This is a genomic window from Caulobacter sp. GW821-FHT12F03, assembly GCF_058806855.1.
On the sequence record NZ_JBXAQC010000001.1, the window covers coordinates 607,065 to 622,094 of the forward strand.

A 15,030-nucleotide genomic window follows, 5' to 3' on the forward strand; every position below is an offset into this window, starting at 1 on the left:
ACGTGCACTGTCGACGTCATGGTGAGCAGCGCCGAAGGCGCGTGTCGAACCACGCAGGGAAGCGCGGGTGGTCATCCCATCGCCTCCGCGATCAGCGCCTCGGCCGCCTCGGCCAGCATCATCTCGCTCGCGCCGCCGGGCGCGCGCTCGCGGCCCAGCTCCATGAACATCGGCACGGCGAACGGCGACACCCGCTCCAGCTTCACGTGCCGGATGTGGCCCTTGATCCGCGCCAGCATCTGGCTGACCCGTCCGATCTCCACCAGGTTGGTCGCGGCGTCCGACCGGGCGCAGCGCAGCAGCAGGTGATCGGGCTGGTGACGGCGCAGCACGTCGTAGATCAGGTCGGTCGAGAAGGTCACCTGCCGGCCGGACTTCTCCGCGCCCGGCATGCGCCGCTCGATCAGGCCGGAGATCAGGGCGCAGCCCTTGAACGCGCGCTTCATCAGGAAACTCTCGTCCAGCCAGGCCTCGAGGTCGTCGCCGAGCATGTCCTCCTCGAACAGGGCGTCGAGGTCGAGCCCGTCCATGGGCCGCAGCGACCAGATGGCCATCGAATAGTCATTGCAGACGAATCCCAGCGGCCCGATGCCGAGCCGGTCCAGCCGGCGGGTGAGCAGCATGGCGAGAGTCGTGTGCGCATGGCGCCCGTCGAACGGATAGCAGGTCAGGAAGTGGCGCTTTCCCTCCGGAAAGGTCTCGACCAGCATCTGGTCGGGCCGGGGCAGGGCGGAGTGCGACCGCTGCGCCTCCAGCCATTCGCGCACCTCGTCCGGAAAGATGTGCCACTCGGCGTCGTTGGACATCATCCGCCGCACCTTGCCGGCGAGGAAGGTCGAGATGGCGAACTTGCTTCCGCCCCAGCTGGGCAGCTTGGGATCGACGTGTGGCGCGGGCGTCACCAGCACATCGACGCCGGTGACGGCGTGCAACCGCCACACCTGGCCCGCGAAGATGAAGGTGTCGCCCGGCGACAGCATCTCGACGAAGCCTTCCTCCATCTCGCCCACCTTGCGGCCGGGCCGTCCGCCTCGCGCGGCGAGACGCAGGCTGAGCATGGCCGGTGAGATGATCGCGCCGATGTTCATCCGGTGCCGCCGGATGGTGTCGGCGTCGCGCGCGACCCACAGCCCGTCCCGCGTCTTCACGATCCGCCGGAAGCGGTCATAGGTCTTCAGGGCGTAGCCGCCGGTCGAGACGAACTCGATGACGCTCTCGAAGTCCTCCCAGGGCAGGTCGCGATAGGGCCCGGCCCCGCGCACCTCGTCATACAGCGCCAGCAGGTCGAACGGCCCGGCGCAGGCGCAGCTCATGACGTGCTGGGCCAGCACGTCCAGCGCCCCGGTGCGCGGCGGATCGCCGTCCAGGGCGTTGTCGGCGATCGCCTCTATGGCCGCCTGGCACTCCAGCACCTCGAAGCGATTGGCCGGCACGAACAGCGCCTTCGACGGCTCGTCGAGACGGTGGTTGGCCCGGCCGATGCGCTGCACCATCCGCGCGGCGCCCTTGGGCGCGGCCAGCTGGATGACCAGGTCGACGTCGCCCCAGTCGATGCCCAGGTCCAGCGTCGAGGTGCAGACCACGGCCTTCAGCTCGCCCCGCGCCATGGCCGCCTCGACCTTGCGTCGCTGCTCGGCCGCCAGGCTGCCGTGGTGCAGGGCGATCGGCAGGCTGTCGTCGTTGATTTTCCACAGCTCCTGGAAGGCGAACTCGGCCTGGAAGCGCGTGTTGACGAAGATCAGGGTGGTGCGGTGCCGCTTGATGATCTCGTAGACGTCGCCCATCGCGTGCTGCGCCGTATGCCCGGCCCACGGCACCCGGCCGCCGGAGATCAGCACCTCGACCACGGGTGATGGGCCCGGTGGCCCGCGGACGAGGTCGACGCTGTCGGGCTCACGTCCCAGCCAGTCGCGGATCAGGTCCGGATCATCCACCGTCGCCGACAGCCCGACCCGCCGCATGCGGGGCGCGATGGACTGCAGCCGGCTCAGCCCCAGCGCCAGCAGGTCGCCGCGCTTGGACGGCCACAGGGTGTGGATCTCGTCGATGATCACGCAGCTGAGGTCCTCGAACAAACCCTGCGCGCCTTCCCAGGCCAGCAGCAGCGCCAGCTGCTCGGGCGTGGTCAGCAGCATGTCCGGCGGTTTGAGCTTCTGCCGCTGCTTGCGCGACACGCCGGTGTCGCCCGTGCGGGACTCGGCGACGATGTTCAGGCCCATCTCGTGGATGGGGCTCAGCAGGTTGCGCTCGACGTCGACGGCCAGCGCCTTGAGCGGCGACAGGTACAGGGTGTGGATGCCGCGCGGGCCATTGGCCGGCGGCCGTTCGGCGAGCTCGATCAGGCTCGGCAGGAAGCCGGCCAGGGTCTTGCCGCCGCCGGTCGGGGCGATCAGCAGGGCGTCGCGGCCCTGGCGGCCCTTCTCGACCATCGCCAGCTGGTGGTCGCGCGCCGCCCAGCCCCGGCCGGCGAACCAGTCGGCGAAGCGTCGCGGCAGCGGCGGGAAGGCGGCGCCGTCCATGCGCTCAGCCGCTAACCGCGTTGGCCAGCAGGCTGATGCCCACGGCCAGGATGGCGGTGTTGTACAGATAGGCCGCCAGCGCGTGGGCGGTGACCAGGTTGCGCAGCCGGGTGCTGCCGATCGAGTTGTCCGAGACCTGGAAGGTCGCGCCGATGGTGAAGGCCAGGTAGGCGAAGTCGAGGTAGCTGGTCGGCGGGTCGCCGGTGAAGCCGACGCCGGATTTCGGCGACCTGGCCTCGGCCGCGAAATGCCGGTGGGCGTAGTGCGGCACGAACACCGAATGCATCAGCAGCCAGCCGGCCGCCAGCGTCAGCCCGACGATGATCGGGGTCAGCGCCTTGTGCGCCGGGTCGGGGTTGAGCAGGGCCATGACGATGCCGCCCAGGCTGGCCAGGATCACCACGCTGACCACCAGCAGGATCACCCCGGCTCCGTCGTCCTGCCGTCCGGCGCGATCGCGGATGTCCTGTTCGCTGGCCGTCAGGAACAGCCGCCACAGCGACGCGAGATACAGCAGGGCCCCGACGTCATAGCCGACCAGCCACGGATGGACCTTCAGCAGCGGAACCCGCATGGCGGCGCCGGCGGCGATCAGGCCGACGGCGAGCGCGACTGCCGGGCGCCAGTGCGCGGCCAGCAGGGAGAGACGTTTCGGGGACGGGGAGGTCATTGACCGCAACCCATCACTCCGGCGGCCCCGCGTCAATGTTCCCGGTCTGTTTCGGGGCCGGACGTCTGGTGATTATACCTTTGACAAACCCACGGGATCAGGTAGGTTGAATCAACGAACGATTCCAACCGGTTGATCCCAATGTCCGTCCTTTCCAAGCCCTACTTCCACGATGAAGCCGCCGCCTTCGCCTTTGTTGAAGCGGCGCTCTGGAACGGCGAGCCGGTTTGCCCGCATTGCGGCTGCACGGGCCGGGTCTACGCGATCAAGCCGAACCCCGAAAAGAAGGTCCGCATGGGCCTCAAGAAGTGCGGCGACTGCCGTAAGCAGTTCACCGTGCGCGTCGGCACGATCTTCGAAGAGAGCCACCTTCCCATGACGAAGTGGCTGCAAGCGATCTACCTGCTTTGCTCCTCCAAGAAGGGCATCAGCGCCAAGCAGCTCGAACGCACTCTGGAGGTCACCTACAAGACCGCGTGGTTCCTGGCCCACCGTATCCGGGAAGCCATGCGCTCTGGCGAGCTAGCGCCCTTCGGCGGCAACGGCACCCCGGTTGAAGTCGATGAAACCTTCATTGGCCATGACCCCGACTACAAGGGCGCCCGCGCGGCCTATCAGGGCAAGATCAAGATTCTGGCGCTGGTGGATCGTGAGACGGGCCGCGCCAAGTCGATGGTCGTGGACCGCCTGACCATCGCTGAGATTGCTCCGATCCTTGACGAGAACATCGCTCGCGAGGCGCGCCTGATGACGGACGAGGCCGGTCTCTACAAGTCGATTGGCTGGAACTTCGCCGACCACGGCGTCGTCACTCACAGCCGCGACGAATACGTCTCGAAGCAAGACCGGACTATCCACACCAACACGATTGAAGGCTTCTTCTCGATCTTCAAGCGCGGCATGAAGGGGGTCTATCAACACGCCTCCAAGAAGCACATGCACCGGTATCTGGCGGAGTTTGACTTCCGCTACTCCAACCGGATCGCCCTTGGTGTGGACGATATCAAGCGCGCTGAACGGGCGCTGCAAGGCGTCGTCGGCAAGCGCCTGACCTATCGAACGACTGACATCAGGCGAGAAACCGAAGCCTAAAGGCAAGCGGCGGAATGCGCGGTGGAAAACCAAGCGCTAGGGGATTGACTCTTTGAGCTCATGGCGCCTAGCGACACTTGCCGATTCGGTCGAATCGATTATATTGGTTGTGCGGACGCTATTTGCCATCCCAGACGCCAGAGTGCGTCAGTGGGTGTCGAGAGGTCGAAATCTCGGGTCCGCGCCCTCATTTCTTGTGGAACTCGCGGAGCCACCAAAGGCGTGGATCGGTATCGACAAGCGCTTCAGCTTCTTTCGGAAAAATCTTGATCCCGTTCGCCCACGTCTTGCCGTTTGATGGTGCATAAATACGCTTTCGAAGCGGACGCACAAAATGGTCATCCGTGAGGCCCGAAGGGGAATACTCGACTGCTGAACCATACGAACTCGCTACGAAGTCAGCCGCCAATAGCCCGTCATGACGTGAAGCGTGCGGGCGCGATGTAATGGCCCGAAGATCTAAATGGTCCCATGCTGCGTTAGATGGGTATCGGCTATTTCCAGATTTAATGCGCTCGGCGTAAGCTTGAAATCTCTTGTAGTCTAGTGTCGTTCGTCGAGAGAAAACCATGGCACAGGACCCGCCATAGGAAGGCTCTCTCTGATGTGCGTCGCGGCATATCCACGAAATGCGCTCTAAAAGAAGCTGAGAAGCGAAGTAGTATAGATCACCGTTGCTAGATAGCATTTCGTCTTTTCGAAACGTATCCTTGTGACATATGATGGTGGCTATCTGAATCTTTGATGATCCCAAGTGCTTTGCGTAAAGCCACTGCTGGTTTCGCGTCGCCTTGGAAAACTTCAGGAAGCGCCAGGCTGGCCCGTGATCGGCTTCTTTCGCAGCACGCGCAAAGGCGTCGGTAATGGGATGCGATCCCTTCGTGGTTCGGCACACAACGGCGCTTAAGACGAAGAAGTCGCTAGAGCGAACATTGCCCTTTCCGCCCTCCTGTCCGGACTCATCAATGAACGCTATAAAGCCGTGTCGTTTGGATTTTGACGCCATGCCTGAACAAAAGCACGACTCTACCCAAGCGGACAAATTCCGCGATCTCGCGCGTGAACTTGAGTGTGACGAAGACGAAGCGCGCTTTGAGGCTACGGTGAAGAAGGTGGCCAAGGCGCCGCCGCCTGAGAAGGACGACGCGAAGTGATGGCGAAGCTTCTGCATTTCCCGTGGGCGCGCGCAGCCTGCGTCTTGGGGGCAATGCTGGCCTTTATGGGCCTGAACAGCGGGGAGACTTACGCGCTGCCTGTCTTTGTCGCGTTCCTCTTTGCGGGCGTGGCGCTCCACGGCCTCGCGATCTGGCAGGACAAGCCGTAGCGAAAACGTAGTCGCCTATCAGGAATGCAAAGCCCGGCCATCGCGCCGGGTTTTTTCATGGAGAGAGATCATGTCTATCAGCGCGCTTGCCATCGAAGTTGATGGCTTGGGGTCAGCTCCACGTCGGCGGCTTGCCGAAGCGATCACTGACCATCTTGTCGACCTCGGCCTTCGCTGCGTCGATCAGGGCCTTTTTGACGACCCCATAGGGTCCGAAATCGCGACCGCAACCAAAGCACTTGAGGATGTCGTCATCCTTGGGCGAGTTGTCGTTATCGATGGAAACGGCGTGTCCGCACTCGACGCAGCTAAATGTCAGTCGGTCGCTCATCGCTCGCCCCCCGGACAGGTTCAGGGATTGCTACCCTGAGTCGCTGGGTTTGCGAAAGGCATAATCGCCGGACGTCTTGACGCGCCCGTCAACGTCGCGTTCGAATGGCGATGGGCTTGAGGGGGTCTTCATGAGCAGTCGCCTGATCGTTCTGGCCGCACTGGCGGCGATGTCCCTGGCCTCGCCGGCGCTGGCGGGCGACCGGCTCGACGACCGCACCGCCGAGGCCGTGACCCCCGGCGACGTCAGCCGACTGCAGCGGGCGGCGGCCCACGGCGACGCCGGGGCGATGTACGACCTGGGCATGGTCTATCGCGACGGCGACGGCGCCCCGAAGGACCTGAAGAAGGCGTTCGCCTGGTTCCGCAAGGCCGCCCAGCGCGGCAACGCCGAGGCGATGAACGAGGTCGGCTGCGCCTATTCGCGCGGCAGCGGCGTGGCCCGGGACTACGTCGCCGCCCTCGACTGGTTCCGCAAGGCGGCCGGCAAGGGCGACGTGATCGCCATGCTCAATGTCGGGGTGGCCTATGACAACGGCGAGGGCGTGGCCATCGACGATGCCGAGGCGGTCAAATGGTATCGCCGCGCGGCCGAGGGCGGCGATCCCACGGCGGCGCTCTATCTGGCCAACATGTACGAGCGGGCGGAAGGCGTCACGCTCGACTACGAGGAAGCCGCCCGCTGGTACCGCAAGGCCGCCGCCTCCGACGACGCCGACGAACGGGCCCAGGCCCAGGCCGGCCTCGACCGTGTCGACGAGGGCCAGCTGCCGATCGCCCCGCCGAAGGACGCGACCTCGCTGACCGCGACGTAAGGGCCATCGGAGCCGTTCCGTTTTTGTTCAAAGCCCGCTAGACCGGGGGCGTGAACGCGCCGACTCCCGTCCTCGAACTCGCTCCCGCCCTGGTCGTGCTGCCGGGCGCGCGGGCGGCCGTGGCCGATGCGGTCGAGGCGAAGGACCTGCGTCCGCCCTATGCCCGGGAGCTGCTGGAGCACGGGCCGGTGCTGGTGGCCCACGCGGGCATGACGGCACGGCGCCTGGGCCTGCACGCCCCGGCCCGCTCGCGGTCGATCTTCGACGCGCTCGAGCTGTTCGCCTTCGTCCGGCCGGCGAAGTTCACCGCCCCCTCGGCGGCGGGCCTGGCGCAATCGCTCGGTCTCGAAGAGCCGAAGGGCGCGGCGGCCCAGGCCGCCTCCCTGCGCCGGACCTGCGCCCTGCTGCTGGCCGAACTCGGCGCCCGGCCCTGGCCGTCGCGCGAGGAGGCCCTCGCCCTGGCCGCGACGCTGGAGCGGGCCGGCTGGGCCTGGGGTCCCGCCTGCATCGCAGCCCTGCGCGCCGGCGGGCCGATCAGCCGGCCCCATCGCGGTTCGGGCCTCGAGGTCTGGAGCCGCATCCCCGAGTGGGAGGACCAGGCCCCGGTCGGCGAGCCGGGCACGCGCGCCATCGCCCCCGAGGACGCCGAACATCGCCTCTCCGACCTGCTGCAGCGCGCCGGCCTCGACGAGGTCCGCACCCTGCAGAAGGTGTTCGCCGCTGAAACGTCGTGGGCCTTCCAGCCGTGCGAGCGGGAAGGCGAGCCGCGCATGATGCTGGCCGAGGCCGGCACCGGCGTCGGCAAGACGCTCGGCTATCTCGCCCCCGCCTCGGTCTGGGCCGAGACCAACGGCCCCTCGGTGTGGATCTCGACCTACACCCGCGCCCTGCAGCGGCAGATCGAGCGCGAGAGCGCGGCCATCTATCCCGACCCCGAGGTGCGCGCCCGCAAGGCGGTGGTGCGAAAAGGTCGCGAGAACTATCTGTGTTTGCTCAACTTCCATGAGGCTGTTCAGGCGGCGCAGCTGGGCAACGGCGACCTGATCGGGCTCGGGCTCACCGCCCGCTGGGTCCGCGCCAGCCGCGACGGCGACATGACCGGCGGCGACTTCCCGGCCTGGCTGCCGACCCTGTTCGCGGTCGGCCTCGCCCACGCGGCCAGCGCCGGCAACCTCGTCGACCGGCGCGGCGAGTGCGTCCACGCCGGCTGCGTCCACTACCGCTCCTGCTTCATCGAGAAGGCCGTGCGCGGCTCCAAGCGCGCCGACATCGTCATCGCCAACCACGCCCTGGTCATGACCCAGGCGGCCTTCGACGGCGCCCGCACGGCGCGCGGCCTGAAGGGCGACAACGAGACCACCACCCTGCGCCGCATCGTCTTCGACGAGGGCCACCACCTGTTCGACGCGGCCGACAGCGCCTTTTCCACGGCCCTCAGCGGCGCCGAGGCGGCCGAGATGCGCCGCTGGATCCGCGGTCCCGAGGGCCGCGGCCGGCGCGGCCGGGGGCTGGAGCAGCGGCTGCTGGAGATCGTCGGCGACCGCGAGGACGCCCGCCATGCGCTGCAGGACGCGATCCACGCCGCCGGCGCCCTGCCCGGCGAGGGCTGGTCGGGCCGCATCGCCCCGCCCGACGGCGGGGTCAATCCGCAGGGGCCGGTCGAGGCCTTCCTCGTCGCCGCCATGGAGCAGATGCGCGCCCGCGCCAGCCAGAGCGACCAGGGCATGGAATGCGCCGCCCGCCCGGCCACCGACCTGGTCCGCGAGACCGCCGCCGGCGCGAGCCGGGCGCTCGCCGCCGTCGAGGCGCCGCTGCTGGCCCTGGCCCGCCACCTCGAAGACGTCCTCGACCAGGACGCCGACGAACTGCAGCCCAGCGACCGCGCCCGGATCGAAGGGGCCCTGCGCGGCCTCGACCGGCGCGCCCGCATGACCCTCCCGGCCTGGCGTTCGATGCTCAAGGCCATCGAGGAGGACGCCGAGGACGATCCCGACTTCGTCGACTGGTTCGACGCCACCTTCCTCTATGGCCGGGTGGTCGACGCCGCCTGCCGCCGCCACTGGGTCGACCCGACCGAGCCGCTGACCGCGGCCGTCATCGCCCCGGCGCACGGCGTGCTCGTCACCAGCGCCACCCTGGCCGACAGCACCCTGGCCGACCCCTTCGCCCTGGCCGAAATGCGCACCGGCGCCGCCCGCCTGCCGGAACGGCCCCAGACCCTGCGGCTGGCCTCGCCGTTCGACTACGCCGCCAACAGCCGCGCCTTCGTCATCACCGACGTCGGCAAGGGTGACCCACGCCAGGTCTCGGCCGCCATGCGCGAACTGTTCCTCGCCGCAGGCGGCGGGGGGCTCGGCCTGTTCACCGCCATCCGCCGGCTGAAGGCCGTGCACGAGCGCATCGCCGCGCCCCTGGCCGACAAGGGCCTGGCCCTCTACGCCCAGCACGTCGACCCGCTGGAGGCCGGGGCCCTCGTCGACATCTTCCGCGCCGAGGAGAACGCCTGCCTGCTCGGCACCGACGCCGTGCGCGACGGCATCGACGTGCCCGGCCGCTCGCTGCGCCTGCTGGTGTTCGACCGCGTGCCCTGGCCCCGCCCCGACATCCTGCACAAGGCCCGCCGCCTGCGCTTCGGCGGCAAGGGCTATGACGACGGCCTCGCCCGCGCCCGCATCGCCCAGGCCTTCGGCCGCCTGATCCGCCGCGCCGACGACAAGGGCGTCTTCGTCATGCTCGACGCCGCCGCGCCGACGCGCCTGTTCAGCAGCCTGCCGGAAGGGGTGGAGTTGCAGCGGATGGGGCTGGTGGAGGCGATCGAGGCGACGGCGGAATTCTTGAAGACTGAGTAGGGCTCAACTCTATCCCCTCTCCCCCGCTCATCCTCGCTTCCGCGAGGATGAGCGGGGACAAGGGGGCTGGACCTCGCGCTGGCGATAGAGCGGGCGGGCGGGTTCCGGGGGCGTTCGATGTCCACAGCCGACCCATCTCTGACATTGAGGAAGTCCGCTTGCGGGCAGAGGAGGCGATGGTAACGTCAGTCCGATCCGGAGCGGTGAGAGTTTGACCTTCATGGGCAACCAAACGAGCGGGCTTCTCGCCAAGGCGGTCGCGACATATGACAACTACCTTAGGCGCCTAACCCAACGCGGCGCTCAATCGGTCGGACTTAGGTCTGTTGGTTTTGGTGCAATATTCATTGCCGTCGCTCCATTTTTCGCGGCAATATTTGTTCAATCAGTCATCATTGCGGCGTTCGGGTCGGGCGGATTTCTTTTATCTACAATAATGAATATTACTACAATATTGCTTGCGGGTGGTCTGTTTTATTCTGGTTTTAAGGTTGTGTATTACAAAAGCCAACAGAATAAGAAAGATCAAGACTAAGCTGGCGGAATCTCGCTTTCGGGTGTGAAGTCAACGTCCTCTTTCCACCCTTTGCCGATCTTCAACTATTCCGCTTCCGAGCTCCGGCACACCCCGCCCTTCTGCCTTGGCGGCGCCTTACGCGGGCGGGCGCCTTGAGCAAGCCGGCCGCTCGCGCCCTCATTCCATCAAGGCTCTGGGGCGCGTGTCATCAGGTCCTTCTCTCCCCCGTTCATCCTCGCGGAGGCGAGACTGAACGCGGGCGATGACCGATCACCCACAAGTCACCGCCATCCTGACTCCCCGCCGTCTTAATCCTGCAACGCTGGCAGCCTACAGGCGTTGCGGCGGGGGTCGAGCAGCGTAACGGAGGCGTCCAGTGATCAGTGATATTCCCGGCGAACCCCGGTCCTTCCTGCCCCGCCAGACCCCGGCCGCGACCCTGGCCCGCAAGGTCCGCTGGCATGTCGGCCTGTCGCAGCAGGCCTTCGCCGCGACCTTCGGCATCGATCCCGAGCGCCTCGGCTGGATCGAGCGGGGCGAGGTCGAGCCCGATCCGGTGCTGGAGGCCTATCTGCGCGTCATCGACCGCGACCCGCACCTGGTGCTGGCGGCGCTGGCCGAACGGCGGGGGTGATTCCGCCCCCTAATCCCTGAAGAACGACGCCTGCACGCTGGTCGCCAGCAGCAGGCCGTCGTCGCGCCACAGCCGGGCTTCCTGGTCGGCGAAGCCGCGGTGGAACACGTTGGCGTCGGCCACGCCGAGCACCGGCCGGGCGCCGTTGGCGGTCAGGGCCTCGCCGTCGGTGTGGAAATAGGTCGTCAGGGTGATGGTGCCCATCGGCCCCAGCGTGCCGCGCACCTGGATGATCCGCACCAGGAAGGCGTCGCTGAGCGCCGCCAGCGACAGGAAATCCAGCGTCCGCTCGGGCAGGTCGTTGAGCCAGCAGACGGTGCGGGCGCTGCGCGGTCCGTCGGCCGGCTTGATCCCGAACAGCGGCGGTCCCTCGATGATGCGGAAGGCGTAGCGGCGCAGCCAGCCGTCGCGCTCGCTCAGCGCCAGCGGCTCGACCGCCGGGGCCGGCGGAACCGTCGGGATGGCGCTCGGCTGGTGGGTCCAGTTTTCGGTGCGCCGGGCGCAGACCACCGAGGCGGTGGCCGCCACCTTGCCGTTCTGCGTCAGGTCGACGGTCCAGTGCTGCACCGTGCGGCCGGCGCGCTTCTCGACCCAGCTCACCTCGAACGGGCCGTCGGCGATCGGGCCGCAGAAGTTGACCGTCAGGGCGATCGGATCGCCGAGACAGGCCGGGTCATCGAGCACCGCCCGCAGCAGCACCGCCGCCGTCGACCCGCCGAACGGCCCGGCCATGTTGGCGTAGAACGGACTGGTCGCCCCGATCGCCCGGCGTTCGCCGGTCGGGACGAGGGTGGTGGCCTGGTCGAGCGGGTGCAGCGGCGTCATGGGCGGTCGGATCCGGCAGGTGAAGGGGACCATCCCTACCAGCGCCGCCATGGCGGGCAAGCCGGCTTGCGTCCTCGCCGCGACCCCGCTCTTATACCGGGGGTTGCGACGGGGGCGGACGTGTCTGATTTTCTGGCCGAGATGGAGGCGCGCAAGACGCGCGCGCCGAAGTCGGAAGCGCCGATCGCAGCCATTGTCGGCGGCTTTGCGATCGTCGTCGTCGCTCCATGGCTGCTCACCTTCCTGACCTTGAAACCCGCCATGAAGGTGTTCAGCGGTCAGGCGTCGCCAGTCGAGATCGCGCTGTGGATTGGCATGCTCATCGGCGTGGCGCTCGTGCTGGCAGGCAGCGTGTGGGTCGCGCTGTGGTTCGCCGCCGTGCGCAGGACCCAGCCGGACTGGGGACCACGCTTACTGGCGGCCCTGTCGCTCGTGGCGCTGGTCGTGGTCACCGGCGCCAGCGCCCGAGCCGGCTACGCCGCCGACCAGGTCACGCAGCAGCACATCGCGGCGGCCCAGATCCGCACCGTTCTGGGCGTGTTTCTCAGGGGTGATCTGGACGCGGCGCCCCCTGCGCCTGAACCTGTCGCGCGGGGCAGGGCGGGCGTTGTCGAACGCCGGATGAGGGCTGACATGGCCGCCGCCGTGGCCCTGAGCAAGCGCTACCAGGCTGACATGGAGGCGTTGGCGCCGGAGAACATCGAAGCCGCCGCCACATCGCTGTCCGACATCAAGGGCTACGCCGCACGTTTCGGCCGGGCCAGGGCGCTGACCACCGCCTACCGCGCCGCTATCCGCAAACAGCTGGTCGTGGTGCGCAACGATTTCACGCAGACCGGATTCAGTCCCTGGATCGGCCGCGACGACCTGCCGGGATTCGTGGAGGCCTACGGGCTCAAACAGGGCCGGTTCGACCGCGCGCTCAGCCGGCAGGAAACCTATCTGGCGATTCAGGAGGAGCGCATGCAGGTGCTGGCCCGCAGCTATGGCCGTTGGCACAGGACCCGCTTCGGCATCGTGTTCGATCGGCTGGAGGACTATCGCGCGGCCCAGTCCGCGGCGACGCGCCTCAGCTACCTTACCTGGCAGATCGATACCCATGCGGCCGAAGACCGGGAGGCGGACGCCGATTTCGCCGCCAAACTCGCCCAGGCCGGATTGTCCTTCTAGACGACAAAGACCCGCCCTCCTGCGGAAGGCGGGTCTCCATCAGCCCTTTACGCACACCACCTGACGCAGGGTGTGGACGATCTCCACCAGGTCCGCCTGGGCGGCCATGACGGCGTCGATGTCCTTGTAGGCCATCGGTGTTTCGTCGATCACGCCGGCGTCCTTGCGGCACTCCACCCCGGCCGTGGCCGCGACGTGGTCTTCGACCGTGAACCGGCGCTTGGCCTCGGCCCGGCTCATGGCCCGGCCGGCGCCGTGCGAGCAGGTGCAGAACGAGTCCGCGTTGCCCTTGCCGCGCACGATGAACGACCGGGCGCCCATCGAGCCGGGGATGATTCCCAGGTCGCCGAGTCCCGCCTTCACCGCGCCCTTGCGGGTCACGAACACGTCCTTGCCGAAGTGCTTCTCGCGGCTGACGTAGTTGTGGTGGCAGTTCACCGCCATCTCGTCGGTCGCGAGGTCCGGGAAGGTTTCCCGCAGCACCGCCAGCACCTGGTCCATCATCACCTCGCGGTTGGCCAGGGCGTACTTCTGCGCCCAGCTGACCGCCCGGATGTAGTCGACGAAGCCCTCGCTCCCTTCCGGGAAGTAGGCCAGGTCCTCATCCGGCAGGTTAATGAACCAGCGCCGCATGTCGTGCTTGGCCCGCTCGATGAAGTATGAGCCGAAGCGGTTCCCCACGCCGCGCGAGCCGGAGTGCAGCATGACCCACAGCGCGCCCGCCTCGTCGAGGCAGAGCTCGACGAAGTGGTTGCCGGTGCCGAGCGTGCCGAGGTGGCCGAAGCCACGCGGATGCGCGGCCTTCGGATGCCGGTCGACGACGGCCTTGTAGCCGTCCTCGAGTGCGGCCCACCTCGCCGCCGCGATGGCGGGGGGCTCCGACTGCCAGGCGCCGACGTCGTTGCGGCCGCCGTTGTCGGTCCGGCCGTGCGGCACCGCCGCCTCGATGGCCGACCGCAGGGCCGCCAGGGAGTCGGGCAGGTGCTCGGCGCGCACCGAGGTCCGCACCGCCATCATGCCGCAGCCGATGTCGACGCCCACGGCCGCCGGGATGATCGCCCCGACGGTCGGGATCACCGAGCCGACGGTCGCGCCCATCCCCCAGTGCACGTCGGGCATGACCGCCACGTGCTTGTGGATGAACGGCAGGCTGGCGACGTTGCGCAGCTGCTTCATGGCCGACTCTTCGATCGGCACGCCCTGCGTCCAGGCCTTGATCGGGGCGCCGGGGCTTTCGATGTACTGGAACCCGCTCATGGGGTTCTCCTTCCTTCAAACCGTTTCTGCACAGCCCCTCCTGGCGTCACGGTCGAAAGCGTCCCCCTGAAACGAAAGAACCCCTCCGGCCTGAGCCAGGAGGGGTTCCTTCGGACAATCCTTGAGGCTCAAACCTCAGATCACCCGCCCCTCCGACGCACGCGCGTTCATCTCCCCGACCTGGCGGTCGAGCAGTTTGCGGGCGGGCGAACAGATGGGCGACAGGTGGATCACGGGTCTCTTCCTCAAGGGGGCGGGCGGATAGCACGGGTTCCTCAATCGCGCCAAGGGCGTTGCCGACAATCCCCTCACCTGTGGCGCGAATGTCTCAGAGCGGCGTCCCTGGACCTCGTCCGGCGCCGCCCTAGCTGGCGGGGTCGGGGGAATGCCGGAGGAACGACGATGACGCGCCTGCTCCTGACCTTCGCGGCGGCCCTGCTGCTCGCCCCGCCGGCCGCCCTGGCCTGGACGCCGACGGGGGAGGCGACGGCGACGCTCGCCGCCGGCCGGCCGTGGGTGTCGGTGACGGTCGATCCGGCCGGCGACGCGGCCCTGATCCGCGCGGCGATCGATATTCCGGCCCCGCCGGAAAAGGTCTGGGCGGCGATGATCGACTGCCGCAACGCCCGCGCCATGGTCGCCAACGTCGCCAGCTGCAGGATCCTGTCGCGCGGAACCGGCTGGGACGTCCGCGAGCATGTCACCCGGGGCGGGGCGCTGATCCCGGCGATCCGCAACGTGTTCCGCTCGGACTACGAACCCTTCCGCCGGATCCGCTTTCACCGCGTCGACGGCGACCTCAAGGCGATGAACGGCGAGTGGGGCCTGATCCCGCTGAACGGCGGCCAGGGCACGCGGGTGACCTACGAGAACCACCTGTCGGTCCGCATCCTCGCCCCCGCCGCCCTGGTCCGGGCCGGACTGCGCAAGGACACGCCGAAGGTGCTGGAGAACCTGCGCCGGATCGTCGTCGGCGGCTGACCCCCGGCGGAGTCGCGCGGCTGTCGCAAACTCAGGCTAGTTCCGCC

15 protein-coding genes are annotated in these 15,030 nt (G+C 67.9%); 9 read left to right on the plus strand and 6 right to left on the minus strand.

All coding sequences use genetic code 11. The annotated features are described in order from the left end of the window. Nucleotides 1-71: 71 nt before the first annotated feature. Nucleotides 72-2,519 carry a ligase-associated DNA damage response DEXH box helicase gene (locus AC1RN0_RS02930; protein ID WP_492785928.1) on the minus strand — a complete coding sequence of 816 codons (2,448 nt, stop codon included), beginning with the start codon at nt 2,517-2,519 and terminating at the stop codon, nt 72-74. 4 nt (nt 2,520-2,523) lie between these two features. Further along, entirely contained in the window at nt 2,524-3,189 is a 666-nt protein-coding gene (locus AC1RN0_RS02935; RefSeq protein WP_492785929.1) for a DUF1345 domain-containing protein, read from the minus strand. A gap of 141 nt (nt 3,190-3,330) precedes the next feature. Here AC1RN0_RS02935 and AC1RN0_RS02940 point away from each other — a divergent pair, with 141 nt between their 5' ends. Beyond that, entirely contained in the window at nt 3,331-4,281 is a 951-nt protein-coding gene (locus tag AC1RN0_RS02940; protein WP_492785930.1) for an IS1595 family transposase, read from the plus strand. A 187-nt stretch (nt 4,282-4,468) separates the two neighbouring features. Here the strand turns inward: AC1RN0_RS02940 and AC1RN0_RS02945 are convergent, their stop codons facing one another. Further along, a complete protein-coding gene (locus tag AC1RN0_RS02945; RefSeq protein ID WP_492785931.1) occupies nt 4,469-5,287 on the minus strand; it encodes a DUF3800 domain-containing protein in 819 nt (272 codons plus the stop codon). On the opposite strand from AC1RN0_RS02945, the gene AC1RN0_RS02950 reads away from it, so the two are divergent. Next, complete coding sequence (locus AC1RN0_RS02950; RefSeq protein ID WP_492785932.1) at nt 5,286-5,435, plus strand: hypothetical protein; 150 nt, start codon at nt 5,286-5,288, stop codon at nt 5,433-5,435. The two genes, AC1RN0_RS02945 and AC1RN0_RS02950, sit on opposite strands and share 2 nt — an antisense overlap. Next, nucleotides 5,435-5,605: a hypothetical protein gene (locus tag AC1RN0_RS02955; RefSeq protein ID WP_492785933.1), complete on the plus strand. Its 171-nt coding sequence runs from the start codon at nt 5,435-5,437 to the stop codon at nt 5,603-5,605. The genes AC1RN0_RS02950 and AC1RN0_RS02955 overlap by 1 nt, the downstream gene beginning before the upstream one ends. Nucleotides 5,606-5,717: 112 nt before the next feature. Here the strand turns inward: AC1RN0_RS02955 and AC1RN0_RS02960 are convergent, their stop codons facing one another. Next, on the minus strand, nt 5,718-5,936 hold the full coding sequence (locus AC1RN0_RS02960) for a hypothetical protein (RefSeq protein ID WP_492785934.1): 219 nt from the start codon (nt 5,934-5,936) through the stop codon (nt 5,718-5,720). A gap of 130 nt (nt 5,937-6,066) precedes the next feature. Between AC1RN0_RS02960 and AC1RN0_RS02965 the strand changes: the two genes are divergently transcribed. From AC1RN0_RS02965 to AC1RN0_RS02980, 4 genes are all read left to right on the plus strand, one after another. After that, entirely contained in the window at nt 6,067-6,750 is a 684-nt protein-coding gene (locus tag AC1RN0_RS02965; protein ID WP_492785935.1) for a tetratricopeptide repeat protein, read from the plus strand. 50 nt (nt 6,751-6,800) lie between these two features. After that, on the plus strand, nt 6,801-9,599 hold the full coding sequence (locus AC1RN0_RS02970; RefSeq protein ID WP_492785936.1) for an ATP-dependent DNA helicase: 2,799 nt from the start codon (nt 6,801-6,803) through the stop codon (nt 9,597-9,599). A gap of 220 nt (nt 9,600-9,819) precedes the next feature. After that, a complete protein-coding gene (locus AC1RN0_RS02975) occupies nt 9,820-10,134 on the plus strand; it encodes a hypothetical protein (protein WP_492785937.1) in 315 nt (104 codons plus the stop codon). A gap of 358 nt (nt 10,135-10,492) precedes the next feature. Then, a complete protein-coding gene (locus AC1RN0_RS02980; RefSeq protein ID WP_492785938.1) occupies nt 10,493-10,750 on the plus strand; it encodes a hypothetical protein in 258 nt (85 codons plus the stop codon). Nucleotides 10,751-10,759: 9 nt separating this feature from the next. Here the strand turns inward: AC1RN0_RS02980 and AC1RN0_RS02985 are convergent, their stop codons facing one another. After that, a complete protein-coding gene (locus AC1RN0_RS02985; RefSeq protein ID WP_492785939.1) occupies nt 10,760-11,575 on the minus strand; it encodes an acyl-CoA thioesterase in 816 nt (271 codons plus the stop codon). Nucleotides 11,576-11,695: 120 nt separating this feature from the next. Here AC1RN0_RS02985 and AC1RN0_RS02990 point away from each other — a divergent pair, with 120 nt between their 5' ends. Next, nucleotides 11,696-12,745 carry a hypothetical protein gene (locus AC1RN0_RS02990; RefSeq protein ID WP_492785940.1) on the plus strand — a complete coding sequence of 350 codons (1,050 nt, stop codon included), beginning with the start codon at nt 11,696-11,698 and terminating at the stop codon, nt 12,743-12,745. A 39-nt stretch (nt 12,746-12,784) separates the two neighbouring features. Here AC1RN0_RS02990 and AC1RN0_RS02995 read toward each other — a convergent pair whose 3' ends face one another. Continuing rightward, nucleotides 12,785-14,002, minus strand: a complete 1,218-nt coding sequence (locus AC1RN0_RS02995; RefSeq protein ID WP_492785941.1) for an RtcB family protein — start codon at nt 14,000-14,002, stop codon at nt 12,785-12,787. Nucleotides 14,003-14,404: 402 nt separating this feature from the next. On the opposite strand from AC1RN0_RS02995, the gene AC1RN0_RS03000 reads away from it, so the two are divergent. Next, on the plus strand, nt 14,405-14,983 hold the full coding sequence (locus tag AC1RN0_RS03000) for an SRPBCC family protein (RefSeq protein ID WP_492785942.1): 579 nt from the start codon (nt 14,405-14,407) through the stop codon (nt 14,981-14,983). Nucleotides 14,984-15,030 lie beyond the last annotated feature (47 nt).

Excerpts from the sequence above, each read along its gene's own strand:
- AC1RN0_RS02930 (WP_492785928.1), bottom strand. The coding sequence starts at position 2,519 with ATGGACGGCGCCGCCTTCCCGCCGCTGCCGCGACGCTTCGCCGACTGG.
- AC1RN0_RS02935 (WP_492785929.1), bottom strand. The coding sequence starts at position 3,189 with ATGACCTCCCCGTCCCCGAAACGTCTCTCCCTGCTGGCCGCGCACTGG.
- AC1RN0_RS02940 (WP_492785930.1), top strand. The coding sequence starts at position 3,331 with ATGTCCGTCCTTTCCAAGCCCTACTTCCACGATGAAGCCGCCGCCTTC.
- AC1RN0_RS02950 (WP_492785932.1), top strand. The coding sequence starts at position 5,286 with ATGCCTGAACAAAAGCACGACTCTACCCAAGCGGACAAATTCCGCGAT.
- AC1RN0_RS02945 (WP_492785931.1), bottom strand. The coding sequence starts at position 5,287 with ATGGCGTCAAAATCCAAACGACACGGCTTTATAGCGTTCATTGATGAG.
- AC1RN0_RS02955 (WP_492785933.1), top strand. The coding sequence starts at position 5,435 with ATGGCGAAGCTTCTGCATTTCCCGTGGGCGCGCGCAGCCTGCGTCTTG.
- AC1RN0_RS02960 (WP_492785934.1), bottom strand. The coding sequence starts at position 5,936 with ATGAGCGACCGACTGACATTTAGCTGCGTCGAGTGCGGACACGCCGTT.
- AC1RN0_RS02965 (WP_492785935.1), top strand. The coding sequence starts at position 6,067 with ATGAGCAGTCGCCTGATCGTTCTGGCCGCACTGGCGGCGATGTCCCTG.
- AC1RN0_RS02975 (WP_492785937.1), top strand. The coding sequence starts at position 9,820 with ATGGGCAACCAAACGAGCGGGCTTCTCGCCAAGGCGGTCGCGACATAT.
- AC1RN0_RS02985 (WP_492785939.1), bottom strand. The coding sequence starts at position 11,575 with ATGACGCCGCTGCACCCGCTCGACCAGGCCACCACCCTCGTCCCGACC.
- AC1RN0_RS02995 (WP_492785941.1), bottom strand. The coding sequence starts at position 14,002 with ATGAGCGGGTTCCAGTACATCGAAAGCCCCGGCGCCCCGATCAAGGCC.
- AC1RN0_RS03000 (WP_492785942.1), top strand. The coding sequence starts at position 14,405 with ATGACGCGCCTGCTCCTGACCTTCGCGGCGGCCCTGCTGCTCGCCCCG.